Here is a 25,598-nt window from a genome sequence, read left to right as displayed (position 1 = left end):
CAGGATGATTTTTTCAACAGGTAGAAAATCATCCTTTTCGTCATGCCTGAGACGCAAAATATAAGAAATGACAACGCTCATGAACAGGGTATACGATTTTTATCCCTCCTTAACTTAATGACATTGGAAAAAAAGGATACAAAAAAAGGATACAAGGGGATACGCGACAGGGAATTCTCGATAAAGAACAAAACTGGGAGCGGGTAAAGCAGCATCCGTCTGGATCAGCGGGCGATGAGCTTTCGAAGCAGCTGCATCAGAATGGATTCTCTGCGAAGCAGAAGCACGACGCCATAGACGCCAAAAAACAGAATGGCGCAGACAGCCAGACGCCAGAACGGACCCGCGTTCAGAAGGGAAGAGCTGATCAGCAGAACCGGCGAGGCAAAGAGCATGCCCCAAAGAAGCGGCCCCCATTCGATACGCCGGGACAGGCGCCTGAGCGGGCGGCGAAGCCGCGCAAACTGAATGATCAGTACCGCCGTTTCGGCAGCCAGCGTTCCAATCGCCGCACCGGTACTGCCCAGCAAGGGGATCAGAGCCAGATTAAGAAGAAAATCGACCAGCGCTCCGCCGATGACGGAATACAGGACTGTTTTTTCTTCGTTCTGGGGGACAAGAATCTGCATGCCGGTAATATTGGTCAGTCCGATCAGCAAAATGGTCGGCATGAGCACGATCATCGCCGGAATGGCGGGAAGAAATTCCGCACCCGAAAGCAGAAGGATGACGTCTTTGGCCATATTGCTGAAAAAGAGACAGCAGGGAATGGAAAAGAGAAGGACAAAGGAGAAGGCCTTCGAAACGAGTTTCCAGAAGCCTTTCATCTGATGATGCCGGGCATAAAAGGAAAGGCGCGGCAACAGTACAGTACCAAGAGAAGTGGTCATCGTCACCAGAATGGTTTTGACCTTGACCGAGGCGTTGTAGTAGCCGACGGCTGTATTGTCTTTCATGAAGCCGAGCATTACGACATCCAGACTCGTATAAACGGAAGAAGCCACGGCCATCGCAAAGAAACGAAGCATCGGCCTGAAGTGCTGACGGAAGTTCCATTTTCCCCGCTTTTTAAAAGGCACCAGTTTGCGAAGGTACCAGAAGTTGATCAGGCCCGAGCCAAAGGAGCTGATGACCGTTACCGCCGCGTACAGATTGACATCATGGGCGGAATGCACCAGCAGAAACAGCAGGACCAGACCGAGCGCCTTGAAAAACATGCCCGCCATCGAAATGTAGGTCAGCTGTTCAAGCGCCTGGAAGACCCAGTTCATGCCGATGATGTTCAGAAAAATCGCCGCGGAACAGATGATGTACATCGTCTGCTCGCTGGCAAGCGACGGGACGAGAATAAGCGAAAGGAAAAAAGCCCCGTAGGCGACGGCGCCCATGATCAGGTTGAGAATGAGAAGTTCCTGCACAGTCATGGACAGTCTGACGGGATCATCCCGTACCGACGCGCACGCTCTCACCCCGTAGACAGGTACGCCAAGCATAGCCGCCATAGTGAAATAGGAAACGTAGCTGGTTCCCATGGCGACCGCGCCGGTCCCGGCTGGACCAAGTACGCGCGAGGCGTACGGGAAGGTGATGAGCGGAAACAGAACGGACGAAATGTTGAGCAGGAAATTCATGAAGAAGTTGACCGTGATGGACGGCCGGTTCGAAGCGCGTTTCGACATGGAAGGATCCTTTCTTCAGAATTTCAGATGCACATGGTGCAGAATGCACCGTGAGCCGATGGCACACAAACGCATAGAAAGAAAGCTCGAATCGGTTCGAGCTCTCTGAAACGCCGTAAAAATAAAGTTTTTTCTGCTTTTTCCATATACCTGAGGAAAACTTAGACGGGCAGAAATGCCCGGGCATCTAAAAACGAGGCGAAAAAACCGACGTTATGATAGTACATAATAGACAATTCCGCATGGTCTGTACATTTGGCCATGCGAAAATAGACAGGCTAGACTAAAAAAATACACAGGTAAATCCCTCCGGCCTGCGGCCCGGAACGCAGATTTCCGGGGGCATGCGAGCAGAAAGGCGTGCGAAAATACCCGTGCAAACGCCTGTGTGAATGTACGCAGTTGCGTGAACAGAAAGGAAAGAAAAAGATGACCCGACTTGGCAAAATCAAACTGATCGCAGAAGTCCTCTGGAATCTTTTTCTCGTGTTCTTTCTGCCCTTTACCAGCCCGATGAAAGTCAAGATGCTTCTGGCCTACATCATCATCAACTGGATTTGCGGCCGCTACCGTCATAAGGCGTTTCTTATCTGGGATGAAGTCCGCTATATCGCGCAGGCGTATATCGGAATTTTTCTGGTTGACCTGCTTCTCTTTTCCTTGTGCGATCTGACGTGGGCAAGTTTTGGCTGGCTTGTTCTGTATTTGGTTCTGAGTCTGATCGGCGTGCTGCTTATCAACCGCTACGCCCACCTGATCTTCTGGAAATTCGTGAAGGAAAACGTTCTGATCGTCGGCACGGGCGAGATTGCGGCCAATGTCTACGACGTCTGCAAGCACAACCGTTTTTCGCTGCTCGACGTGCGTGGCTTTATCCGTCTTTCGCCCGATGAAAAAATCGAGCTGCCCGAAGCCGTCCAGAAGTCGGTCGGCATTTACCCGTTAAGCGAACTCGAAAGCCAGATTCGCCAGAAGAAAATTTCAACGGTCATTGTGGCCGATGAATTTGTACCGGTCCCGGCGCTCAAAAAGCTGATGAACCGCATTCAGAAATGCGTCAAGAAAATCAAGTACATCCCCGTCATGGACGGGCAGATCAATTTTGCGACGACAATCGATGATTTTGACGGGCAGCTGATGATTTCCACCGCCAGCGGAAAAATGACGTGGGCGCAGAAGGCGTTCAAGCGCATGGTCGACATTCTGGCTGCCATTCCCGGCGTGCTGCTTTTGCTTCCCATGACGATTTACGTCTGGCACGTCAACCGCAAATACCATAATGAAGGGCCGATTTTCTTTTCGCAGGAGCGGATCGGCAAGGACGGCAAGCTCTTTAAAATTTACAAATACCGTTCCATGGTCATGAACGCGGATGAAGTTCTCGAAGACATGCTGAAAAAGGATCCGAAACTGCGGGAAGAATATGAAAAGAACAAGAAGCTCGAACACGATCCGCGCATCATTCCGGCCTGGGATCGTCTGCGCAGAAAAAATGTTGATGAGTTTCCGCAGTTTATCAACGTTCTTAAAGGCGACATGTCACTGATCGGACCGCGTCCGTACCTTCCAAGAGAACAGAAAGATATGGATGGCCATTACGAGGACATCATTCAGACCAAGCCTGGCATTACCGGCATGTGGCAGACCCATGGCCGTTCCAATGTCGATTTTGAACGGCGTCTCGAACTCGATTCGTACTACTACCACAACTGGAGTACGTGGCTCGACCTGACGCTGCTCGTACGCACACTGAAAATGCTGCTTTCCCGCGAGGACAACGGTGCCCGCTGAAAGCAGCATTTTTTGGTTTTATTCTGGATCCGAACTGGATTCTGGATCAGGCTCGGATCCGAAACGCTTTTCGTTTTCCTGTAAAACTGAGAATCCCTGAAACTTGTCGTGAAGAAAAAACATGGTAAACGTGCCCTGAGCGATGCGTTTGCCGGTTTCATCAAAGATTTCTACCGTATAGACCCCCGTCGACTTGCCGGCGTGAATGCGGCTCGCCTCAGCCGTAAGCCGGCCGGGTTTAGCAGCCGAAAGGCAGTTCATGGATGAACTGAGTGTCACAACCTGCCCGCCATCCGCGGTGGCGCAGACGCCGGCAGCCATGTCCGCCAGCGTGGCCAGGACACCGCCATGGACCATGCCGTAAATGTTGATCAGCGAAGCCGTGGCGTTCAGTTCAGCGCACGCGTGTCCGTCACTGAGCGCCGTAATCGCCAGTCCGTTTTCCTTGAGAAACGGGTTGTGCGTATTGATGAATTCAATCGTCTTTTCGTACGATCTCGAATGATCCTTCATAAATTTCCTCCTTCGCAGGCGAACAGCCTTTTTACTTCCCGTTCTTTTCGAAAGGAAACAGGATGAATCGAAGCATTGTAAGCCGATCACTGATAAGATATCGAATATACATTCCAAAAGTCAGATCCTCTGATTCGATGGATAAAATAAAAACGTTAAGAAAAAGAAAAACAGCAGGGTTTTAAAATCCTGAAAACGGAAAACTGAGGTGGAAACGAAATGGATATTTTCTTCTGGATTATCGCAGCTCTTCTCGTCGGCATGGGCGGATTTACGGGCTACACAAACTGGAAGCTTTATTTTCAGTCCAGAAAAATGAGAGAACACGTACTGAAGACGCATCAGAATGCGAAGGAAGTCCATGTGGGGACAGTTCGCATCTGGATGTATGCGGCGATGTTCGCGGCATGTATCGGTCTAGGCATCATGATTCTGGTCATGCCGGCCGCAAGCGAAGCGGTGGAAGAAACCCGCTATTCGCAGGCGATCGTCTATTTTGGTCTGGCGGTCTTTGCGGCAGCCATGTTTGGCGAAGCGCTCTGCGACGGTACGATTGTCCTTACGCCGGATGCCATTTTGTATGAAGCGGATCTGATCCGTTTCAAGAACATTCGCGCCATAAAACCGGCCAAGGGCTGGTTCAAATCGAGCATGATTTATCTGACAAACGCCAAGGAGCTTGCCGTCAGCAAGAAAATGGCTGCCTGGACGATGGAAGAATGGGAGAAATGGAAAGAAGAGAAAAAATCCGCTCCCAAGTCCCGTAAGGAACGCCGTCTGGAAGCCCGCAGAAAGAGAGATGCGCAATGAGGAAACTGATCCTTTTAGGGGAAGGCTCATTTGGTCCGGCGCTGCTGGACAGCACGCTGGCCATTACCGGTCTGGAAGCGGATGAAGATACGTTCGCCATTCCAGGCGATAATGTGGATCGCATACGGCAGACGATGGATTCCATCTGCAACACCGTCCACAACAAGGACTCGCTGCTGATTCTGTGCGATGCTGCCATGTCCAAGGCCATGCAGGAAGCGTGGCTTATTCTCGAAAAGCGGCACATGATCGAACGCATGTTCATTATCGCCGGCGCCAACGTCCCCTGCGTGAGCGCGGCGCTGCGCTATAAAGATCAGATCGCTTCCGATGGTGAACTCAGTCAGGTTCTTCTCGCCGAAGGCCGCAGCGGACTCACCCCGATCGGCATCTAGGTCATCCATCCTGACCCGATCCATAGTTGTCGGGACAGCTGAAAATCACAAATGGAAAACGAAAAAAAGCAGGAGCCGTCCTGCTTTTCTTTTTAGCCGGCTGTTTCTCAGAAGAAAGCGGGAGCAGCTCGCGCTCTCCACGGTGTACGCTGCAGAATCCATTGACCCGGGCATATCAATTGAATCGGATTGTAAAATATGAAATTCGTTCAAATATATCATTTAAAAAAGATTGAGAATGAAACGTTTTAACCGGGCATGAGACGTACGGGGAGAAACGAGAATGCTAAGATACAGGTGAGCAGTAGAACAGCTCGCTTCACAATCATATTCCCTTTCTTTAAAAACTTTCTTGAGTAGAGCCGGAGCAAGCCGGCTTTATTTTTTTGGGCTGTATGAACAATCTGGGGTACACTCAGCGCACAAAAGAAAAATATTCGCTAAAATTACCCGATGACATGAAGGCAAGGTTCTTAACTTTCTCTTATTACAGAACGGTAAGTCCTTTTTCAGGCGGCTTTACAGGTACAATGCATTTGAAATCCGAAGAGGGGGATTTCAGACGCGTTTTTTTAAAGCCAGGACGGGCGCATGAAGCGCTTCGGTCGGCCCAAAAAGGGGAAAAGGGCCTGTGCTATAATCGAACGGAGGAAACCTGACTATGAAGCAAGACAAATTACTGATCACCATGTTCTCGAGTGCCGACTCAGTAGCCGGTCAGGGTGTGGGAAGCGCCTATGAGGAGCAGGTTCGCCTGATTCAGGAAGGAGCTTCCGACCTTTTTGACGTGGAAATCAACAAGTGGACATCGAATCCGGATATCCAGCATTTTCATACGCTGGATCCCGCGTTTCTGATCCGCCTGAAAAACAAAAGGTCCGCCAATATTGCTTACTGCCATTTTCTCCCCGATACCCTGGAGGAATCGCTGAAAATTCCAGAGTTCCTTTATCCGACGGCCGAAAAATACATTATCAATTTTTACAATTCCGCCGACCGCCTCGTCGTGGTCAACCCTTCCTTTATTAAGGAACTGGAAAAATACGGAATTGACCGATCGAAAATTTATTACATTCCGAACTATGTTTCCAAGGAAAAATTCCATCGCCTGCCCGAGGCCGACCGTCTCGAAATGCGCCAGCGCTACGGGCTGAAGCCGGATGATTTTGTCATTCTCGGCTGCGGCCAGGTGCAGACGCGCAAAGGCGTGCAGGACTTCGTCGCCACGGCGAAAGCCATGCCTGATGCCCAGTTTGTCTGGGCCGGCGGCTTCTCCTTTGGTCCAATGACCGAAGGCTACGAAGAACTGAAGAAAATGATGGACAATCCGCCAGCCAACGTGACCTTTACCGGCATTGTCGAGCGGGAAGAAATGGTCCGGATTTACAACATGGCGGATGTTCTGTTCATCCCCAGCTATAACGAGCTTTTCCCGATGACCATTCTGGAGGCAGTCAATCTGTCGCTGCCGCTGGTTACCCGGGATCTGGATCTGTACCGGGATATCCTCTTTGACGACTATCTGCGGGGCAATTCCAACGAAGAGTTTTGCGAACTGCTCTCCGCTCTGAAAAACAACGAAGAGCTGTACACCTTCTGGTCGCACAAGAGCGATCACTTATCCGAATTCTATTCCCGCGAACACGTGCTGGATCTCTGGCGAAAATTTTATGTGGATGCGTGGAAGGAAAAATTCGAGACTCCAAAGGAGCCCGCACATGCGCCCGAATAAAAAAGTCTTCTGGAATATTCTTCTGATTGTCGCGGTAACCGTTGTGGCGATGTATTTTGCGCTGAAAGACAACTTCAGTCAGATTGTCGCCGCCATCGCGCAGATGAATATTTTCTCCCTGATTTTTGTTCTGGGGTGGGGCCTGGCCATCAACGTCGTGATCGGCGCGGGCTACATGGTTCTGGCAAGACATTACCAAAAGAATTATTCGCTCAAGCAGGGAACCGTCGTCGCGTTTACGGGAACGTTCTTTGCGGGAATTACGCCGTCTTCAACCGGCGGCCAGTTCGGTCAGGTTTACGTCCTGAAAAAGCAGGGCTTTTCCTACAGCGACAGCGTGGGACTGCTCTGGGCAGATTTCATTATTTATCAGACCGTCATGATGATTTACGTGACGCTTCTGTTCATCTTCCGCTTTACGCACTACGTCAATCTCAATGCGTGGGTGTGGATCGTTGCCGCGGGCTATCTGGTCAATCTGGTCGTCATCGCAGCGCTGTATACCCTCGCGCTGTTTCCAAAAATGTATATCTGGCTTTCCGGCAAGCTTCCCATTTGGCTTTCGAAGCTGCATCTGATTAAAAATCCGGAAGAGCAGGTCAGCATCTGGATGGAACAGGTGACCGGCTTTACCGAGCAGATCCGCAGTCTCTCTAAAAACAAGACGCTTGTTCTGAAAACCGCTCTCGTCAACTTCGTTCGTCTGACGATGTACTTCTCCCTGCCGTATCTGGTGGCGATTGCCCTGGGCATCCCGCTGTCGATCGATCAGCTGATCGATACCATGGCGCTGGCTTCCTTTGTCACGATGGCCAACAGCTTTGTTCCCCTGCCCGGCGCAAGCGGCGGTACAGAAGTGTTCTTTACGATGCTTTTTTCCGGCATGCTTGGAAAGCTGACCGGTGCCGTGCTTCTCATATGGCGCTTTGCTTCCTATTACATCCCTGTAATTGGCGGGGCGCTGGTGTTCATGATTTTCAAAAACCGCATGACCGCCAAAGAAGAAAAGGAAAAGCTCAGCGAAATTTCAGCGGATCTTTCATCGAGCGGCGATGGAGAGGCAAAAGCCGAATCGAATGTCCGTCCGGATTCGGAAAAAGCCGATCCAGACCTCGATTCGAAGACCGAAACGCCTGCTTTGAACACGGAATCTTCTTCGGGCAGCGAGCCGGCAACGCCGCAAGGGGATGCCGGCAAAACTCGGAACATGTCCATCGTATCTTTGCCCTCCGCGCTTTCGGCATCGGATGCGCCCTGCGCAAAGATCGAACCTGGAATCTGAACAGCGTGTAAGCCGCCTGCGATTTCGGATCACAAGCGGCTTTTTTTCTGGGCGCTTTGCCGTGGACAAGGCGTATAATCGTTAGCTGAATACACTTTTGTACAGGTAAACTGTAAAAGAAGAAATCCCAGAAAAACCGATACAAAAGGCGTGCATGCGGAGTTGCCCGGCGGCACCCGTGCACACACCGTATGCATGAGAAAAGCGGGAATTTGAAAAATGGCCCGCACCCACTAAGACGCAGACCCCTTTCTTCGGGGTGTTCGCCGATCAGACATTAAGACGATAGATACGTTTAGAGAAACAGAAACTTTTTGAAATAGAAGGTTTTCGAAACCGAAATTCTGAGAAATAGAAATCTTGAGAAATAGAAATTCAGGAAAGGATGAGGAAAATGAGAATCGCACTGGTCAGTGATACGTATGTACCGGATATTAACGGTGTGGTCAGTTCGACGGTGACGCTGAAAAACGCCCTCGAAAAGGCCGGCCATACGGTTTTTGTGATCACAAACCACGCCGGAACCAAAATCGACTATGAGGACGGCATTCTGCGTCTTCCGGGATTCCGGCTCAAAAGTCTTTACGGCTATAAGGTCTCTTCTCCCATCAATCTGGGTGCTGCCGCCTATATTGAAGAGATGAATCTGGATGTGATTCATCTGCAGACCAATTTTGGCGTCGGCCTGTACGGACAGCACATGGCCAAGACGCTGTCCATCCCTCTGGTCGAAACGTACCATACGATGTTTACCGACTATACCCACTACATCAATCCGCGCGGCAACGAAAAGATCGACCGCTTTTCCAAGGACGCCATCAAGGCGGCCAGCCGCAAAGTCTGCAACAATGTGCAGGCAGTGGTGGCGCCGAGTGAAAAAACGCGCGAAGCGCTTATTGAATACGGTGTGCTCGCGCCGATTTACGTTATTCCGACCGGTCTGGATTTAAGCCGGTTTACCGACATTGATCCGCAGGACGAGGAAGTCCGTGCCATTCGTGCTCGGGTGAGTGAGGATCCCGAAGCAGTCATTCTCGTCTTCGTTGGCCGTCTGGCCAAGGAAAAGTCGCTGGAAATGCCTATTGATGCGATCTCATCGTGTTCCAATCCGCACGTTCATCTGGCGGTTGTCGGCGATGGACCGGACGCGGACTACTACAAGGCGTATGCTGCTGCAAGACCGGGCAGCGAGCGCATTCATTTTCTGGGTGCCGCTCCCCGCGACAGCATTGGGAAATACTATCAGGCGTTTGACGCGTTTGTTTCCGCCTCTCTCTCCGAGACGCAGGGCATGACGTATCTGGAAGCCATGGCTGCCGGCCGCATGGTTTTCGGACGCCGTGATGAAGTGCTGGACGATTTGCTGGAAGAAGGTAAAACCGGCTTTTACTTCAACAGCCCGGAAGAACTGAATGTAAAAATTGAACAGTTTATCGCGCTCGATCCCGCCAAAAAAGAGGAAGCCCGTGAGAAATGTCAGGAGAAAATCCGGCCGATGACCGCGGAAAACTTCGCTTCGGCCATGGAAGGCGTGTACCGGCAGGCGATTGAAGACTACTCGCACACGTTTGAAGTCAGCCGCATTCAGTTTTCCGGCGACTATATCCTTCTGACGCTCGAACGCGATTCTTCCGATGAGCCTGTCAAGCTGCTCATGCCCATGGACGATTTCCACGATCTGAAAATCGCCATCGGCACCAAGCTCGACGGCTATCTGGTCAGCAGCTATCTGGACCTGCAGAAATTTTACTGGTGCATGTATAAAACCAAAAATCGTCTGGCTGGCCGCGACATGACGCGCAAGCAGGCCGTCGACTACTGCATGCTCAAGCTCAAGGCGCCGCTTCCGATTGCCGAGCAGGCTGCCGATGAACTGGTCGCCGCCGGTCTCATTGACGACCGCCGCTACGCGATGGAAAAAGCGGATTACTGCCAGTCCTGCGGTCTGAGCCGCAAGCAGGTCGAATCCCGTCTGTACAAAGTCGGCATCGACCGGGAAATTATCCGGGAAGCGTGCGCCAGTCTTTCCGAGGAAAAAGAACACAGTAACGCCGGTCAGGCTGCCCGCCGCCTGGCCCGCACAATCAAAACCAAATCCAGCAGGGAAACCCGAAGAACGGTAACCCAGAAGCTGATGGCGCGCGGCTATTCGTTTGAGGCCGCCAAGGACGCGGCCGAAGAGCTGGTCTTTGACGAAGACGCGGACGCCAACGCCCTGCAGGCGGCATTCGCGAAAGCCATGCGGCTGAACGCTTCCCGACCGCCCGAACAGAAAAAAGAGCGCATCCGGATGTACTGCCTGCGGCAGGGCTTCGAACGGGCCGATATTGATGAGCTTTTGGAGAGTGAAAATTTATGATCAGTGAACTTCTTGCGGAAGGGAATATTACCTTTCCCTGCCTGATCGCCCGCAGTGAAATCGGGCGAAGCAATAAAAACGTGCCTTACCTCTCCTTCGATCTTCAGGATTCCAGCGCCGTGCTCGACGCCCGCTACTGGAATCTGACCGAAGAAGAAGCCCGTCAGTGGAAAGAAGGCATGGTCGTCGAAGTGAGCGGCGAACTCAAGCGCTACCGCAACGCGTGGCAGCTGCGCGTGTTCTCGATTCGTCAGATCGAGGGCAACCCGGTCGACTATACCCCAAGCGCTCCTCTGCCGCGGCAGTCGATGGAAGAAGAAATCAACCGTCTGATTGACGGCATTTCCAGCCAGGCGATTCACGATATCGTTCGCATGGTTCTCGATGAAAACTGGGAAGACTTCTTCACGTTCCCGGCAGCCGTGCGCAACCATCATCACTGCCCGGGCGGTCTGGCCTGGCATACGCTGGCCATGGCGCATCTGGCGCAGAGCCTTCTCGATCTGTACGAATGGCTTAACTACGACTTGCTGCTCGGGGGCGTTCTGCTCCACGATGCGGCCAAAGTCGAAGAATATACCGATCCGGTCGTTCCGGAATATTCCACATCCGGCAATCTGGTCGGTCACATTTCTCTGGGCGCGCAGTATATTGACCGCGCGGCCATGAAACTCGGTCTGGAAGACAGCGAGGAAGCAGCGCTGCTCAAGCACATGGTGCTCAGTCACCACGGCAAGCACGAATATGGATCGCCGGTTCTGCCGATGATTCCGGAAGCCGAAGCGCTCAGTGCCATCGACAATCTCGATGCCCGCCTGTTCATGATTCATGAAGCGGTGGAAGTGCTGAGCCCGGGAACCTTCTCCCAGCGCAATCCGCGTCTCGATAATCGGATGTTCTACCGCAAAAGCTGGGATGACGACAGCACGCACCGTCCGTACACCCAGGACTTCCTGAATACGCAAAAGGAAACGGCCGGCCGTTCCCAGAACAAGCCGGATTCCGAAGCGGCCAAAGCGCAGTCGGGACAAGAGCAGCAGCCGGAACAGGCTGAAAAAGCTGCAAAAACGGAAAGAGCCGAAAGAGCCGAAAAAACCGGGAAAAAAGGAGAAGACTCCAGAACGTCTTCCAGATCCCGCCGGGATTCGGACACGGGTTCTTCCCGCCCAAGAAGCAAGGAAAAAGTCTGGACGTTCTAGAATTCAAAAATCCGGAAAATCCAGAATCCGAAGGATTCGCATTAAAAACCGAAAGACGATACGAAAACAGGGAGCCATCTCCCTGTTTTCTATATGCCGGGTTTTCTATATGCCGGTCTGATTTTTGCAAGCCAGTTCAAACTGCGCAAAACCGGCGCAGTCAAACCAATAGGGTCATGCGCCGAAAAACCGTACTTTAAAGGAAAAACAGGGTAAAGTGATTCCTGTCGGCCAGATCCTGCGCAAAAGCACCCGATGGCTGAAGTCTTCCTCCCAAACGGGAGAAGATCGCAAACGAAAACCTGAATAAACGGGTTTGTGCAAAACCCGGACACCGAATACAGAACACAGAAAAGGAGAACGTATGAAAGTTGGATTTGTATCTCTTGGATGCTCCAAGAACCTTGTGGATTCCGAAGAAATGATGGGCATGCTGAAGGCAGCCGGCCATATTCTCGTCTCGGATCCGCGCCATGCCGAAGCCATTATCGTCAATACGTGCGGGTTCATTAACCCCGCCAAGGAAGAAAGCATCCGCACCATTTTTGAAATGACGCGCTATGCCGACAAGGTCATCGTGACCGGCTGCCTGGCTCAGCGCTATGAAAAGGAACTGCGCGAACAGATCCCGGAAGTGGCCGCCGTTGTACCGCTCAAGGACTATGCCAAGCTGCCTGCCATTCTGAAAGATATTTTGAATCAGGAAAGCGAAGTTCCTTACCTAAAGCAGTATCGGACAATTTCCGGCAACCCGTGGAGCGCGTATGTAAAGGTAAGCGACGGTTGCTCTAACCGGTGCGCTTTTTGTGCAATTCCTTTGATAAGAGGAAATCAACACAGTAAGCTTATACATGAAGTAAGGGAAGAAGCGGAATACCTTGCTTCCAGCGGTGTCACTGAGCTCACCCTGATTGCTCAGGATACGACCAAATATGGCCTCGACAACTACGGTCAGCTGATGCTCGCCGATCTCCTTCGTGAGCTCAACGACATCGAAGGCATTCACTGGATTCGCATTCTTTACATGTATCCGGATGAAATCGAAGATGACCTGCTCGAAGCCATGCGCGCCAGCAAAAAAGTCGTTCCGTATTTCGATATCCCCATGCAGCATGCGAACAACCGTCTACTGAAGAAAATGAATCGCCGGGGAACGAAAGAGGACGTACTCGCTCTCACCCGCAAAATTCGAGCAATGTTTCCGGAGGCAGTGCTTCGAACTACTGTGATTGTCGGATTCCCTTCTGAAACGGAAGAAGAATTCAATGAACTGCTGGACTTTATCAGGGAGGTTCGCTGGGACAGACTGGGCGCCTTCACCTATTCGAGGGAAGAAGATACCCCGGCCGATAAAATGGACGATCAGATTGATGAATCGATCGCCGCGGACCGTCTGAACCGCCTGATGGCTGTTCAGAAAGAAATCAGTCAGGAAAGCAACAGAAACAAAATCGGGAAAGTGATGGAAGTTCTGGTGGAAGAACAGGAAGCGCTGACCGGCCGCTATCGCGGACGTTCCATGGCGGACGCCCCGGATGAAGTGGATGGTCAGGTAATCTTCACTGCCTCTTCTCCAGTCGAATGCGGAACGTACGTTCCGGTTCGCATTACCGATGCCACTCAATATGATCTGATTGGAATCTATGAGGGATAAGTTCCTCTCAGAAGAATTCATGGAGCGGCATGGTTGCATTCAAGGAGGTTGTTGACCATGACCAAAGAACAGTTAGTTGATGCTTTGAAAGCAGCCGTCGGAGGCACGCCTTACGGCGACATGCTCGTGGACGAAGCAGCTGTAACGTATGACGATAAGGATAAAAAGTACGGACAGGATATGAAAGATCGCCTGGACGAACGCCTTGGCATCCTGAAAGCCTACGAACGCATTCATAAAGACGCCGGCGCAGACGCGAAAGCCACTGCCGAAGCCGACAAGATTGCGATCGTTGAAAAAGCGCTCGCTGCTCTGAAATAACAGACCATCAACAGGTTCATCCTGAAGAATACCTTGTTCAGAAAATGCCGTTCTGGCAGATCCTGAACGCTTTCATCCCATGGATGGAAGGACGACCGGCAAAACCGGCATGATAATGAGCTCGTTTGTGCTCATTGGGAGAATACAATCATGACCAAAGAAGAACTCGTCAGCACACTGAAAGCCGCAGTCGGCGGCACCGCTTATGGTGATTCCCTTGTGGAAGAAGCCGCAGCTACCTATGACGATGCTGACAAGAAATACGGACAGAACATGAAAGACCGTCTCGACGAAAAACTCGGTGTTCTGAAAGCGTATGAGCGCATCCATAAAGATGCAGGTGCAGAAGCTAAAGCTACAGCCGAAGCCGACAAGATCGCTATCGTAGAAAAAGCTCTCGCCGCTCTGAAGTAAGAGTACCGGCCTATACCGATAAAAAAGATCGTTTGATCCAGGAGATAAAAATCATGACTAAATCCGAATTCGAAGCAAAACTGAATGCCGCTGTAGGCGGAACTGCATATGGTGACGAAATCGTAAAAGACCTCGTTGATCATTTCGACGAAACTGGCAAATACGCACAGACTGCCAAAGATCGTCTGGATGACAGAATGGGATCCCTCAAAGGCTGGGCTAAACGTCATGCTGACGAAGGCGACGCTGCTGCCGCAAAAGCAGAAGAAGCCAAGATTGCTATCGTAGAAAAAGCACTGGCTGCTATTGAATAAGCGCAAGCCAATCCAAAACCGAATAAAAGACCCTTACGGGGCATGGACAATGTCCATGCCCCGTTTCTGACTTTTTAAATATAACGGCCGGGCTGTCTTTCCTCTGGACAGGATCACAGGACACCTGTCCGAAAAAGGAACCGACAGAATGCGGGCCGGGAAAGGGGAGTGTCCATCGTGTACGATGAGCTGGAACTCCAGGAATTTCACGCCCTGGCGCCTGTCGTATCGGATACAAGCACCACGCTCATTCTCATGTCGATGCCAAGCGTCGATTCCGAGCGGGAACAGTTTTATTTTGCGGACACCAGCAATCGCTTCTGGCCGCTGATGTCCACGCTTTATCACATGCCAGCCAAAACCAGGCAGGAGCGCCTCGATCTGCTTGCGAAAAATCACATCGCGCTGTGGTCGGTCATTCAGTCGTGCCTGCGCCACGAAAGCCGGGAAGATACGATGCAGGATATTGTTCTCAATGATGTCCATGCCTTTTTGAAACAGTATCCGAAAATCAGTCGGATCGTCTGCATCAGCCACGATACGTACCGGCTTTTGCAGGAAGCCGATGCACAGGCTGCTGCCATGGCTTACGAAGTGCCGTCGCCCTCGCCTGCCGATCTCTGGTACGATTCGACCGAAAAGCTGATGGCGGCCTATGCCAGAGCGCTTGGTCTTCGCTAGACAGGCTATAAACAAAGACTGGAATCCGTCAAAAACAAAAGTTCAGACGGGATCCGATCAAAGATCTGACGATAAAATCCGGCAAAGCGCCGGATTTTTTTATGGGGAAACAAATGGTCAGAACCGCGCAGACCAAGCGTGTCCTATACAATGAAACAGAACGGAAATCGACAGCGAAGAGTTCAGGATTTTTGATTCCAATTTACGATAAGGAGATTCACTATGGAAAAACTGTACTGGGCCAAAGTCAGAGAAGATGCCCAGATCCCGTCAAAGCGGCAGGAAGATGCCGGATACGATTTGTATCCGTGTTTTGAAGAAGACTTTATGCGCATTGATCCGCTCCACACGGTTCTGATTCCGCTTGGAGTGGCTTCGGCTTTTGATGACAATTATGTTTTATTCCTCAAGGAACGGGGAAGTACCGGAGTGAAAGGCATGTCCGTTCGCGCCGGTGTCATCGATTCCGGCTATCGCGGGGAATATATGGTACCGATCACCAATGTGAACGATCGCCCGCTGCTCATTATCAAAAAAGCGGCTCTGTCGGCGATGAGCGAAGACGAAAAAGCCGGCTTTATCCTGTATCCGTACGAAAAGGCGTGCGCGCAGGGTGTCCTCCTCGTCATTCCAGAGCTGGAAACGCAGGAGATTTCTCTTCAAGAACTGCAGGCCATTCCGTCTTTGCGCCAGGCTGGGCGCCTGGGAAGCAGCGGAAAGTAGACACGAAGAAACAATCAAAGACGCTAATCCAGGGAGAAAAAACTCGAATTGAGAGGAAAGAGAGAAGAGCAATGATTATTTTCGGAACTGATTTTGATGACACGCTGTATTTTCATCATCAGGGCGGCGTTCGAGAAGAAGACGCGAAAGCCATTCGCCGCTTTCAGGCAGCGGGAAACCAGTTTGGACTGGTAACCGGCCGTGCCCGGACGATGAGAGGGCTGCTCGAAGATATGAGCGAGCATAAAGTGGATTTTGATTTCTGGATTTTTTCCAATGGAGCTCAGGTGTGCGATCGCTCCAGTCGGATTTTGTACCAGCGTTTTCTGGATCCCGCTTTTGTGCGGGAAGCGGTCGAAGACATGCCGGATGTCGGCTTCATTTTCCATGGAGAAAATGAACTGATTCGTACGCCGAAGAAAAATTATCCAGATTTTCCAACGCGCATTGTCCGTTCGGCTTCCGAATTTGATCCCTCACGCATTCTGGCCATTTCTTTTTCCCATATAACTCCAGAAGGCGCTCAGCTCTTAAAAGAAACCCAGAAGCGAGACGATGTCATCGCGGTGGCGAACTCGCGATTTGCGGATTTCAATCCCGTGGGCGTAACGAAAGGAACGGCCTTAAAAGCACTCGCTGCACAGATCGGAAAACCCGGGGATTTTACAGCGGCCATCGGCGATTCCTTCAACGATCTGAGCATGCTGGAAGAAGCGGATGTATCCTTTACGTTTCCAGACAGTCCAAAGGAAGTTCAGGAAGCGGCAACGCATATCGTAAGCGGCATTGCCGAAGCAGTGGACATTCTGCTTCGTCTGCAAAACAATCCGCACGCCGAGTCCAGATAGCCAGTAACTGCCCGGCCAGCGCAGTTTGGAAGTCCAGCACGCAAGCTGGCGATATGCAAAGCAAAAACAGAAACAGGAACGAAATAAAACGCCCAGAGCGTCCGCTTCTCCTTCTGCAGAAAGGAAAGCCGGAACTCTGGGCGTTTCATTTTATATAAGGGGGATTTGTAAGACAGGAGATTCTTGATGAAGTCAGGAAATCCTAGTCGGCAACCGGCTCGAGCCATTCGGTTGAGCAGTCTGTTCCTGGAATTTCAAAGGCAAGGTGAGAGAACCAGGAATCGTTGGCAGCACCATGCCAGTGCTTAACGCTGGCGGGGATTTCGATGATGGTTCCCGGTGTCATTTCTACGGGATCTTTGCCCCATTCCTGATACCAGCCTCTTCCGCCGACGCAGATCAGAACCTGACCGCCGCCGGTTTTCGCGTGGTGAACATGCCAGTGGTTTTTGCATCCCGGTTCAAAGGTAACGTTGGAAATCGGAAGCGGTCCGCCGGAAACGGGAGCCAGCCAGCTGCGGCCGTCAAAATACTGCGCATAGGCATCGTTTGGCTTTCCAACCGGGAAGAAGATGGTCTTCGCGTAAGCCGCCAGTGCGGCATCTTTGCTGGAATCCCTGGCTTCGGGTTCGTCGTTCCAGATCGCTTTGGCGTGGTTGAATACGGCCCAGGCTACCGGCCAGCCGGCATAGAAGCCGCCCTGGGTAATCAGCGCGGAAATTTCTTCTTTTGTTACGCCGTTTTCTTTCGCGAAGCCGAGATGGTGATCCAGAGAAGCGTCGCAGAGACCGCGTCCCATGAAGATGGAGATGACGATCATGCTGCGTGTTTTGGGAGGAAGGGGCGGGTCGTTCCAGACCTCTCCAAAGAGAATGTCATCGTTATAGCGGGCAAAGTCCGGTGCAAATTCGCCAAGGGCATTGCGGCCCGCAGTCTGTACAATTTTAGCCATGATAAAGTCCTTTCCTGAACGGATTCATTAATCGCAAAAACAAGTTCACAAATACAAGTTCACAAAACAGGGTCGATCAAAATCGAGACTCAGGCATGGAATCGAAAATTGGATTTCGAATCGATGCGTTTACGCATACAGAGAGCGCCTCTTTGCTAGTTCAGGCTTTCGATCCACGCATTCAGCTGGGCGTCTGTCGTCTGCGGCGTGATGCGCAGGCCCTGTTTCCAGTCAATTTTCGGGAAGTTGCGCTCCAGCTGGCTTTCTACGCCTTCCATGCCGGATCCGCCGGATGTAATAAAGGGAGCCACTTTCATTCCCGCTGTATCCACCTTGCTCAGGAAGGTGTTGATGATGGAAGGAGCCTGATACCACCATACGGGGAATCCGATCAGCAGCGTATCGCAATCCAGATGGTCTGGAAGCGTCTTGACGTCTACGGGTGCCATCGGTTTTTTCATCTCGAGCGTGGAACGGCTCGTTTTATTCGTCCAGTCGAGATCGCTGGCGGTGTACGGAACGGCCGGTTCGATTTCAAAAACCGGCGAATTCGTCAGATCGCCTAGCCGTCTGGCCGCTTTGGCGGTAATGCCGCTGGCAGAGAAATAAACAATTTGAATGTTCATTGCATACCTCCAGAGAACAGATCGGATTGGACATTCTGTCCCATGTCCGCATTCGATGTACTTCTGTTCTTTCTGACTTCAGTATTATCCTGCCCTCACCTTATGTCAATATAGATGAATACCTATCTTTATATTCGAATATTGCATTAGCGTTATAGATAATCTGCAGTTTAAAAGGCCAATAGAAAAGCCGCCATTTGGATCGATGGCGGCTTTTATGAACGATGCAGAAAAAGAACAGAAACAGATCCATTTGACAGAGCAAAGGAAGATGAAGTCTTCACTCAGCGGGACGAATCTTCGCTGCATTCGGTCTGTGAAGGACACGAACACGTTACGCCTTCGCTGGTAAGATATGTCAGAAACTTATCCATTAAAGGCGGCTGCGGAAAGCGTTCCTTCCAGGCAATGGTCAGACAGGAAGACATCGCCGGCGAAAGCGGAAGAACTTTCAGGTCCGGATGATCGTAGGCGGGCACATTGGCAATGCTTAAACCAATGCCAATGCCGTTGCGGACCATGAGAGCGCATGTGGAAGACAGCGAGGAACTGCCCGCATAGCGGATGCAGCGTTCGGTTTTGTGAAGCCAGGAAAGAATCTGGGTTCGGATTTCCTGGCGATACGGCAGAATCAGGGGCTGGCCGGCAAGATCTTCCGGCGTGATGACTTCCTTTTCGCAGAGCGGATCATCGCTTTTCAGAATTGCACCCCAGCTTTCCCGCTGTTTCCAGCAGAGCGTTTTGTACCCGTCCAGACATGTAGGAAGCATGAAGAGTCCAAGATCGGCCAGACCGTGGTCGATCATTTCGCGGATCGTCGTTCCGTTGCCGGTCACAAACTGAAGACGTACGCCGGGATACAGTTTCTGGAAGCGCGCGGCGATCTGAATGAGTTCATCGGTTGCCGCAAATTCGCCGCAGCCGATGATCAGTTCGCCCGCGATCGGGTCATCAAAAGACTGAAGTTCTTTCATCGTCCGTTTTTCCAGATCCAGCATTTCCTGGGCGCGGCGCGCGAACATCAGACCTTCCCGGGTCAGATGCAGAGACTTCGCCTGCCGCTCAAAAAGCGGGGCGCCAAGATCTTCTTCCAGCTTCTGGATCTGGCGGCTTAATGTCGGCTGGGTCAGATTCAGGACTTTGGCCGCTTTGTTCATGCTGCCGGCTTCAATAATGGATAAAAAATACTGACACGCTTTGAGATCCATACACTCACCTGAACCCTTTCTCTGTTTATGCTGCTGGCTGCGGAACCGTCAAAAAACGGTATCCGGATCAGATACATGTTAACAAAAAATGAAGGAATCACATATGAAGTGCCGAAGAACAGCGTATCCATGAGCACCCCTTTTGCCCCAAATCTGAACAGATTGATCAAAATAACCAGAAAGTCCAGAACGACTCTCGCTTTGTCCAAATTGCAATCCAGTCAGGCACCAGAAAACAGGAAGGTCGGCATGCGCACCGGAAAGGTTCGCCAGCCTGTCAAAGGAAACAGAGCGGCGCGACATTCGAAAGCGGCAAAAAAGAAGGCCAGACCGAAAGGCAGAGCAGGGATGGCAAAAGTGCATAAAAAAAACTGACCTGAGTATTCTCAGGTCAGGAACTGTTCTGGTTGCGGGAGAAGGATTTGAACCAACGACCTCCGGGTTATGAGCCCGACGAGCTACCAGACTGCTCTATCCCGCGATATGTATGGCGGAGAAGCAGGGATTCGAACCCTGGCGCCGCTTGCGCGACCTACCGGTTTTCAAGACCGGACCCTTCAACCACTTGGGTACTTCTCCATAAAAATGAAAATGGTGGCTAGGGTGAGACTCGAACTCACGACCTTCCGGGTATGAACCGGATGCTCTAGCCAACTAAGCTACCTAGCCAAAATATAAAGATGAAAATGGTCGGGACGACAGGATTTGAACCTGCGACCCCTTGCACCCCATGCAAGTGCACTACCAAGCTGTGCTACGTCCCGATAAAAATGGCGCGCCATGCAGGAGTCGAACCCACAACCTTCTGATCCGTAGTCAGACGCTCTATCCAATTGAGCTAATGGCGCACTTCGTTAACGCATGGTCTATTATAGCAAACCTTCACCCGTTGACAACTCTAAAGACACAAATTCAAAAATAAAATGACGTCCGCCCTTTTTGAAAAATACAGGCTTTCCAGAGGCTTTCCCCGAGGGGAATAAAAGGAAAAAGGAAGCGCCGGCAGCGCGTTATCCGGACCAAGATCTTCTGGATCCGGCACCGATCCTGAGTACGAAACAGTCTGGCTGTCACCGTCCAAATGAACATAGGGAGCTTTAAAAGGGCTTTCATTTGCGATTAAGATTCTTTTATAATAAAAACGTTGAAGTGCCCGATCAAGATTTGTACGGATTGGGACAAAAAAGAGGAAAAAAGATGAAAAATACGAAATGGCTTCGACGCATTGGCGGAAGTCTGCTTGGCGGAATGATGGCGATGAGTTCCGTCTCGATGCAGATGGTTCTGCCTGTGTCTGCTGAAGAAGCAAACTCGGATTCCAATCAGATGGTGTCCGAACCTGAAGTTGTTCCTGTAAGCGTGATCGATTCCGATAAGCGAACCGTGAACCTGAATGCAAACTGGAAGTTCACCTTATCCGACCCGGCGAATGCCCAGAACAGCAGCTTTGACGACTCCAAATGGGACAGCGTAAACCTTCCGCATGACTATTCCATCGACCAGGACTATACTCCGGCCGGTGAAGCCGAGAGCGGCTATAAGCTCGGCGGCGTGGGCTGGTACCGCAAGGTATTCACCGTTGCCCCAGACTTTAATAAACGCATGGTTGTCGAATTCAACGGCGTTTACATGGACTGCGAAGTGTACATCAACGGACACAAACTCGGCGGCCACCCCTATGGCTACACCGGTTTTGCCTTTGATCTGACCGATTACCTCAATAAAGATGGCGAAAACGTACTGGCTGTACGTGTAAACCATCAGACTCCGTCTTCCCGCTGGTATTCCGGAAGCGGTATTTACCGTGACGTTACGCTGACGATTACGGATGACGTTCATGTCGGCTATGACGGCATTGCGGTAACGACCCCAAACCTGGAGACCGAAAAAGGCGGCAATGTAACAACGCATGCGGCTGCAGATATCGTCAACGATTCCAGCGCTTCCAAAACGATTACCGTAAAACAGACCGTACTTGACGGAAGCGGCAATGCGGTTGGTACAGCATCGAAAGATGTAACACTGACGGCCGGCGAAAAGCAGAATGTTGCGCTGGATGTCATGGTTAACAACCCGACACTCTGGAAAACCAATCTCGCCAAAGACGAACATGCAGCGCTCTATACGCTGAAAACCGAAGTTGTTGAAAGCGGCAAGACTGTTGATACAACCGAGACGACCTTCGGCTACCGCTACTACTCTTACGACAAAGACACTGGCTTCTCGCTGAACGGCGAAAAAATGAAGTTTAAAGGCGTCTGCATGCACCACGATCAGGGTTCTTTAGGTTCCGCCGCTGAAAAGCGCGCCATCGAGCGTCAGGTGCAGATCCTGAAGGAAATGGGAGCCAACGCCATCCGCGTGACGCATAACCCGGCTGATCCTTACCTGCTTGAAGTGTGCAGCCGCGAAGGCATCATGGTCATCAATGAACTTTTTGACGGCTGGATCGGTGCCAAGAACGGCAACTACAACGACTATGCGCGCTTCTTTGAACAGACGGTCGACGCCGACAACGAAATTCTGAATAAAGAAGAGGATGACAAGTGGTTCGAGTTTGATACCCGGGCTGCCGTACAGGAAAGCCGAAACGAAGCGTCTGTCCTCATGTATTCGCTCGGCAATGAAATTTTTGAAGGGTCCTACGACTGGAGCGCGCAGAGTGCCCGACTGGCCAATGCGATTATGGATGTGGTCGAAGCCAACGATACCGGACAGTTCCTTACGTTTGGCGGAAACCGTCTGAAAAGCGGAACGCAGGAAGACGCGGTAGCCAACGCGATCGCAAACAGAGGCGGTCTGATCGGCTTTAACTACACCGTCACATCGCAGTACAACTCCAAACGAAGCCAGAATCCAACCTGGAAAGTGTACGGAGGCGAAACGGCGTCCCATATCAATTCCCGCGGCGTATACAACGTACTCTCTAGCGGTGCGCTCAACGCGGACAATCTTCTGACCAGCTATGATTATTCCGCGGTCGGATGGGGCCATACAGCGAGCGACTCCTGGTATACCGTTATCACCAACGACTACAACGGCGGCGAATTTGTCTGGACCGGCTTCGACTATCTCGGCGAACCGACGCCAAAAAATGGAGTAGGTACTGGATTTACCGACGGTAACCGTTCGCCGAAAAACTCCTACTTCGGCATTGTGGATACCGCGGGTCTGCCCAAAGACAACTACTACCTGTATCAGAGTCTCTGGAATGACCACGAAACAACACTTCATGTTCTCCCCGCATGGAATAAAGATGTAGTTGTCAATAACGGAAACGGAGATGTTCCGGTCGTTGTATATTCCGATGCACCGACAGTCGAACTGTTCTTTACAGCGGCTGGAAGCACGACACGTCAGTCTCTGGGCAAGAAAACCATGACGGAGCATACGACAGCCGCTGGTTACACCTACCAGATGTATGAGGGAAGCGATAAGGAGAGCACAACCCACCGCAATCTGTATCGCACCTGGAAGGTTCCGTATGCGAACGGCAAGATTGAAGCTGTTGCCTACGACAAGTCCGGAAATCCAATCACAACGGAAACGGTTGGCCGCAGTTCTGTAGAAACAACCGGCGCGGCATCGGCAATCGATATGACAGCCGATCGTCCGAATATTGCAGGCGACGGTGTCGATCTGTCCTATGTAACGATTGATATTACCGATTCTGAAGGACGGATTGTTCCTTCCGCAAAAAATAAAGTCACGGTTCGCGTAGAAGGCGCCGGTGAACTGGCTGCTCTCGATAACGGTGTTCAGCCGGATCAGCAGAGCTATCGCGACGACAACCGAAAAGCGCAGGCGGGTCAGCTTGTCGCCATCATCCGTTCCAACGGAAAAGCCGGAGACATTAAAGTGACCGCATCCGCTGACGGTCTTGAATCCAAGACGATCATGCTCAATGCGAGCGAAGTTGAAGGTGGAGGCGGCGAAGCGCTGAGCAGTTTTGAATACTCCCGCAACTACTATGTGAAGAAAGGGGAAAAACCCGTTCTTCCATCTGCCGTTAAAGCGAATTATGCAGACGGCACCTCTGAGAATGTGGCCGTGACCTGGGATACGATTACGGACGACCAGGTAGCTGAATCCGGCAACTTTACTGTAAGCGGAACGGCAGAAGGCCATACAGTTTCGGTAAGCGTCTATGTCATCGATCAGGTGGCTGCTCTTCTGAACGTATCGACAGCCGTTTCCAAAGGAACGGTTCCAGTACTTCCGGAAAGCCGCCGCGCGGTTCTGAACGATGGCGAAATTCTGGATGCAAGCTTTGCGGTAGACTGGCAGATGCCAGACGATTCCGCCTTTGCAGAAGCAGGCAATTTGGTTATTCCCGGAACGGCCAGTGTATTTGGTCAGTCTGTTCCTGTCAAAGCGTTTGTCCGTGTTGCGAATGCAACCGTGACGCTTGGCGACAGTATTTCTGGAGCAGCTCATCTGAGCCAGAACATTCCAGAGGACAAGCAGAGCGATACGCTGGAAGCCATTATTGACGGAAGCACCGTGAAGCAGGATGTGAGCGGCGGACCGAACACATCCATCTGGTCCAACTATGACTACTGCTACACCACACCGGAAAATAACACGGCCCAGATCACGTTCCGATACGATACGCAGCAGGCGGTTGGACAGATCAAAGTTCACTTCTCTCAGGACAGCTGGTCTGCTTCCTACCCGGATGCCAATACAACAGCCTTTGAAATCAGTGAGAATGGTACCGACTGGACTGAGCTGACGGTGAAAGAAACGATCGGCGATGAAGTAAATAATGTTAAGTGCTATACCTATGACTTTGCGCCGACGCGCTACACGTATCTGCGCATGACCGTAACCAACACCGCAACGAAGAAGCCGAACGGAAACAACCCGTGCACGGCCATTACGGAAGTGGAACAGTTCGGCTTTACCAGCACGCTCGTTGTAAACCAGGCGGCAGAACTGGACACCCTGACGATTGACGGAACCGCGGTTTCGGCAGATCTCCTCGCTTCTAAGGAAATCCCGACGTCCAAACAGACCGCTGCCGTTGAAGCGGTGTCCAAAGGCAACGGTGCCGTTACAATGCTTCCGGCTGAAAACAAGAAACAGGTGATCCTCGTTGAAGCCGAAGACGGAAGCAAGATTTCGAAATACACCATCCTGTTTGGAGTTATGGATCCAGAAGACGATTCCAGAGATATTCCGGTTGAAAAGCTGACCGCAGCAGCCGGCTCAACCGAACCTAACCATGGACCAGAACGTCTGCTCGATAACAATACGTCCACAGACTGGCATTCCAGTTACAAGGGAACCAACCGTGACGACCTCTGGGCAGAGTTCGCGATCGACGGCGACTACATGGTCGACGGTCTGCGCTATCTGCCAAGAATGACCGGCGGCGATAATGGAAGAATTACCAAATATCGCATTGATGTTCTCGATGAAAACGGCGAATGGAAAACCGTAACTACTGGCAGCTGGGCAGCAACCGACGGCTGGAAGAACGCTTCCTTTGCACCGGTGAAAACGACGAAAGTTCGTCTGTATGCGGTAGAAAGTATGTCGGATCAGTCCTACGTATTTGCGTGCGGTCTCGAAATGCGTCTGACTGGTGAAGAAGATGTTGTGGAAACAAATCTGGATTACAGTCTCCTCCATACCGCAATCGATGAGGCGGGCAAACTGAATGCCAGCGAGTTTAAATCCGCTTCTGCATTCACATCCGCTCTGGATGCCGCAAAAGCCATCGATAACAAAGCCTCTCATCAGGCAGATATTGATCAGAAAGCCGATGCGCTCAACCAGGCGATGCTCGATCTGCGTCTTACCCCTTCTGCAGGCAAGCTTGACTCTCTGAAGTAAAGAAATGCTTTGTCCTTTCTCCGATCTTTGAGAGAAACGGAATCTAAACACGAACCGCGTCCTTTAAAGCCATGAGCTTTGCGGGACGCGGTTTTCTGTCTCAAAGCGTTCGCAAAAAAAGGGGAAGAGTGTAAGCGTCAAATAAAAGACGGGTATTTTCTCGACCGCCTCCTTGGGATAATTCCTTTATTCAAGGAGGCTTTTTCATGGAATCAATCATCCCTGCAATCGATCTCGGTATCGATTTCTCCAAAGT

21 protein-coding genes and 5 tRNA genes are annotated in these 25,598 nt (G+C 51.3%); 16 read left to right on the top strand and 10 right to left on the bottom strand.

All coding sequences use genetic code 11. The annotated features are described in order from the left end of the window. Positions 1-224: 224 nt before the first annotated feature. A complete protein-coding gene (locus Afil_RS07925) occupies positions 225-1,679 on the bottom strand; it encodes a flippase (RefSeq protein WP_230268028.1) in 1,455 nt (484 codons plus the stop codon). A gap of 429 nt (positions 1,680-2,108) precedes the next feature. On the opposite strand from Afil_RS07925, the gene Afil_RS07920 reads away from it, so the two are divergent. Beyond that, on the top strand, positions 2,109-3,470 hold the full coding sequence (locus Afil_RS07920; protein ID WP_230268027.1) for a sugar transferase: 1,362 nt from the start codon (positions 2,109-2,111) through the stop codon (positions 3,468-3,470). 18 nt (positions 3,471-3,488) lie between these two features. Here the strand turns inward: Afil_RS07920 and Afil_RS07915 are convergent, their stop codons facing one another. After that, a complete protein-coding gene (locus Afil_RS07915) occupies positions 3,489-3,983 on the bottom strand; it encodes a PaaI family thioesterase (protein ID WP_230268026.1) in 495 nt (164 codons plus the stop codon). 219 nt (positions 3,984-4,202) lie between these two features. Here Afil_RS07915 and Afil_RS07910 point away from each other — a divergent pair, with 219 nt between their 5' ends. The 13 genes from Afil_RS07910 to Afil_RS07850 all read left to right on the top strand — a co-directional run bounded on the left by Afil_RS07910 (position 4,203) and on the right by Afil_RS07850 (position 16,715). Beyond that, on the top strand, positions 4,203-4,793 hold the full coding sequence (locus tag Afil_RS07910; protein ID WP_230268025.1) for a hypothetical protein: 591 nt from the start codon (positions 4,203-4,205) through the stop codon (positions 4,791-4,793). After that, positions 4,790-5,188 carry a PTS sugar transporter subunit IIA domain-containing protein gene (locus Afil_RS07905; protein ID WP_230268024.1) on the top strand — a complete coding sequence of 133 codons (399 nt, stop codon included), beginning with the start codon at positions 4,790-4,792 and terminating at the stop codon, positions 5,186-5,188. The genes Afil_RS07910 and Afil_RS07905 overlap by 4 nt, the downstream gene beginning before the upstream one ends. A 661-nt stretch (positions 5,189-5,849) precedes the next feature. Next, positions 5,850-6,920 carry a glycosyltransferase family 4 protein gene (locus Afil_RS07900; RefSeq protein WP_230268023.1) on the top strand — a complete coding sequence of 357 codons (1,071 nt, stop codon included), beginning with the start codon at positions 5,850-5,852 and terminating at the stop codon, positions 6,918-6,920. Beyond that, entirely contained in the window at positions 6,907-8,202 is a 1,296-nt protein-coding gene (locus Afil_RS07895) for a lysylphosphatidylglycerol synthase transmembrane domain-containing protein (protein WP_230268022.1), read from the top strand. Before Afil_RS07900 ends, Afil_RS07895 begins: the two co-directional genes overlap by 14 nt. A gap of 394 nt (positions 8,203-8,596) precedes the next feature. Next, on the top strand, positions 8,597-10,561 hold the full coding sequence (locus Afil_RS07890; RefSeq protein ID WP_230268021.1) for a glycosyltransferase: 1,965 nt from the start codon (positions 8,597-8,599) through the stop codon (positions 10,559-10,561). Further along, positions 10,558-11,760: a 3'-5' exoribonuclease YhaM family protein gene (locus Afil_RS07885; protein WP_230268020.1), complete on the top strand. Its 1,203-nt coding sequence runs from the start codon at positions 10,558-10,560 to the stop codon at positions 11,758-11,760. Before Afil_RS07890 ends, Afil_RS07885 begins: the two co-directional genes overlap by 4 nt. Positions 11,761-12,124: 364 nt before the next feature. Next, positions 12,125-13,414: a 30S ribosomal protein S12 methylthiotransferase RimO gene (gene rimO, locus Afil_RS07880; protein ID WP_230268019.1), complete on the top strand. Its 1,290-nt coding sequence runs from the start codon at positions 12,125-12,127 to the stop codon at positions 13,412-13,414. Between the two features lie 57 nt (positions 13,415-13,471). Beyond that, the gene (locus tag Afil_RS07875) at positions 13,472-13,735 is read left to right on the top strand and encodes an FRAT-87 protein (protein ID WP_230268018.1); all 264 of its coding nucleotides are present in this window, start codon (positions 13,472-13,474) and stop codon (positions 13,733-13,735) included. A gap of 150 nt (positions 13,736-13,885) precedes the next feature. Continuing rightward, the gene (locus tag Afil_RS07870) at positions 13,886-14,149 is read left to right on the top strand and encodes an FRAT-87 protein (protein ID WP_230268017.1); all 264 of its coding nucleotides are present in this window, start codon (positions 13,886-13,888) and stop codon (positions 14,147-14,149) included. A 53-nt stretch (positions 14,150-14,202) separates the two neighbouring features. Then, positions 14,203-14,463, top strand: coding sequence for an FRAT-87 protein (locus Afil_RS07865; protein ID WP_230268016.1), 261 nt, complete (start codon positions 14,203-14,205; stop codon positions 14,461-14,463). 168 nt (positions 14,464-14,631) lie between these two features. Then, on the top strand, positions 14,632-15,144 hold the full coding sequence (locus tag Afil_RS07860; protein ID WP_230268015.1) for a DNA-deoxyinosine glycosylase: 513 nt from the start codon (positions 14,632-14,634) through the stop codon (positions 15,142-15,144). 222 nt (positions 15,145-15,366) lie between these two features. After that, a complete protein-coding gene (locus Afil_RS07855; RefSeq protein ID WP_230268014.1) occupies positions 15,367-15,867 on the top strand; it encodes a dCTP deaminase/dUTPase family protein in 501 nt (166 codons plus the stop codon). A 71-nt stretch (positions 15,868-15,938) separates the two neighbouring features. After that, entirely contained in the window at positions 15,939-16,715 is a 777-nt protein-coding gene (locus Afil_RS07850) for an HAD family hydrolase (RefSeq protein ID WP_230268013.1), read from the top strand. Positions 16,716-16,917: 202 nt separating this feature from the next. Here Afil_RS07850 and Afil_RS07845 read toward each other — a convergent pair whose 3' ends face one another. From Afil_RS07845 to Afil_RS07835, 3 genes are all read right to left on the bottom strand, one after another. After that, the gene (locus Afil_RS07845) at positions 16,918-17,667 is read right to left on the bottom strand and encodes a carboxymuconolactone decarboxylase family protein (protein WP_230268012.1); all 750 of its coding nucleotides are present in this window, start codon (positions 17,665-17,667) and stop codon (positions 16,918-16,920) included. A 155-nt stretch (positions 17,668-17,822) separates the two neighbouring features. Further along, positions 17,823-18,293, bottom strand: coding sequence for a flavodoxin (locus Afil_RS07840; RefSeq protein ID WP_230268011.1), 471 nt, complete (start codon positions 18,291-18,293; stop codon positions 17,823-17,825). 284 nt (positions 18,294-18,577) lie between these two features. Continuing rightward, positions 18,578-19,501, bottom strand: a complete 924-nt coding sequence (locus Afil_RS07835) for a LysR family transcriptional regulator (RefSeq protein ID WP_230268010.1) — start codon at positions 19,499-19,501, stop codon at positions 18,578-18,580. Between the two features lie 75 nt (positions 19,502-19,576). Here Afil_RS07835 and Afil_RS07830 point away from each other — a divergent pair, with 75 nt between their 5' ends. Then, complete coding sequence (locus Afil_RS07830) at positions 19,577-19,876, top strand: hypothetical protein (RefSeq protein WP_230268009.1); 300 nt, start codon at positions 19,577-19,579, stop codon at positions 19,874-19,876. Between the two features lie 29 nt (positions 19,877-19,905). Here the strand turns inward: Afil_RS07830 and Afil_RS07825 are convergent. The 5 genes from Afil_RS07825 to Afil_RS07805 form a co-directional block, all read right to left on the bottom strand. Then, a tRNA-Met gene (locus Afil_RS07825) sits at positions 19,906-19,982 on the bottom strand. Positions 19,983-19,989: 7 nt separating this feature from the next. Further along, positions 19,990-20,080 (bottom strand) — tRNA-Ser (locus Afil_RS07820). Between the two features lie 13 nt (positions 20,081-20,093). Beyond that, positions 20,094-20,170, bottom strand: a tRNA-Met gene (locus Afil_RS07815). 18 nt (positions 20,171-20,188) lie between these two features. After that, positions 20,189-20,265, bottom strand: a tRNA-Pro gene (locus Afil_RS07810). Positions 20,266-20,272: 7 nt separating this feature from the next. Next, positions 20,273-20,349: transfer RNA gene (locus tag Afil_RS07805), tRNA-Arg, on the bottom strand. A gap of 349 nt (positions 20,350-20,698) precedes the next feature. On the opposite strand from Afil_RS07805, the gene Afil_RS07800 reads away from it, so the two are divergent. Next, positions 20,699-25,342, top strand: coding sequence for an Ig-like domain-containing protein (locus Afil_RS07800; protein WP_230268008.1), 4,644 nt, complete (start codon positions 20,699-20,701; stop codon positions 25,340-25,342). Positions 25,343-25,598 lie beyond the last annotated feature (256 nt).

This window comes from Allobaculum fili, from assembly GCF_020969955.1.
Lineage (GTDB): Bacteria > Bacillota_I > Bacilli_A > Erysipelotrichales > Erysipelotrichaceae > Allobaculum > Allobaculum fili.
The sequence above is the reverse complement of the archived record's forward strand: the minus strand, read 5'-3'. Positions and strand labels throughout refer to the sequence as shown.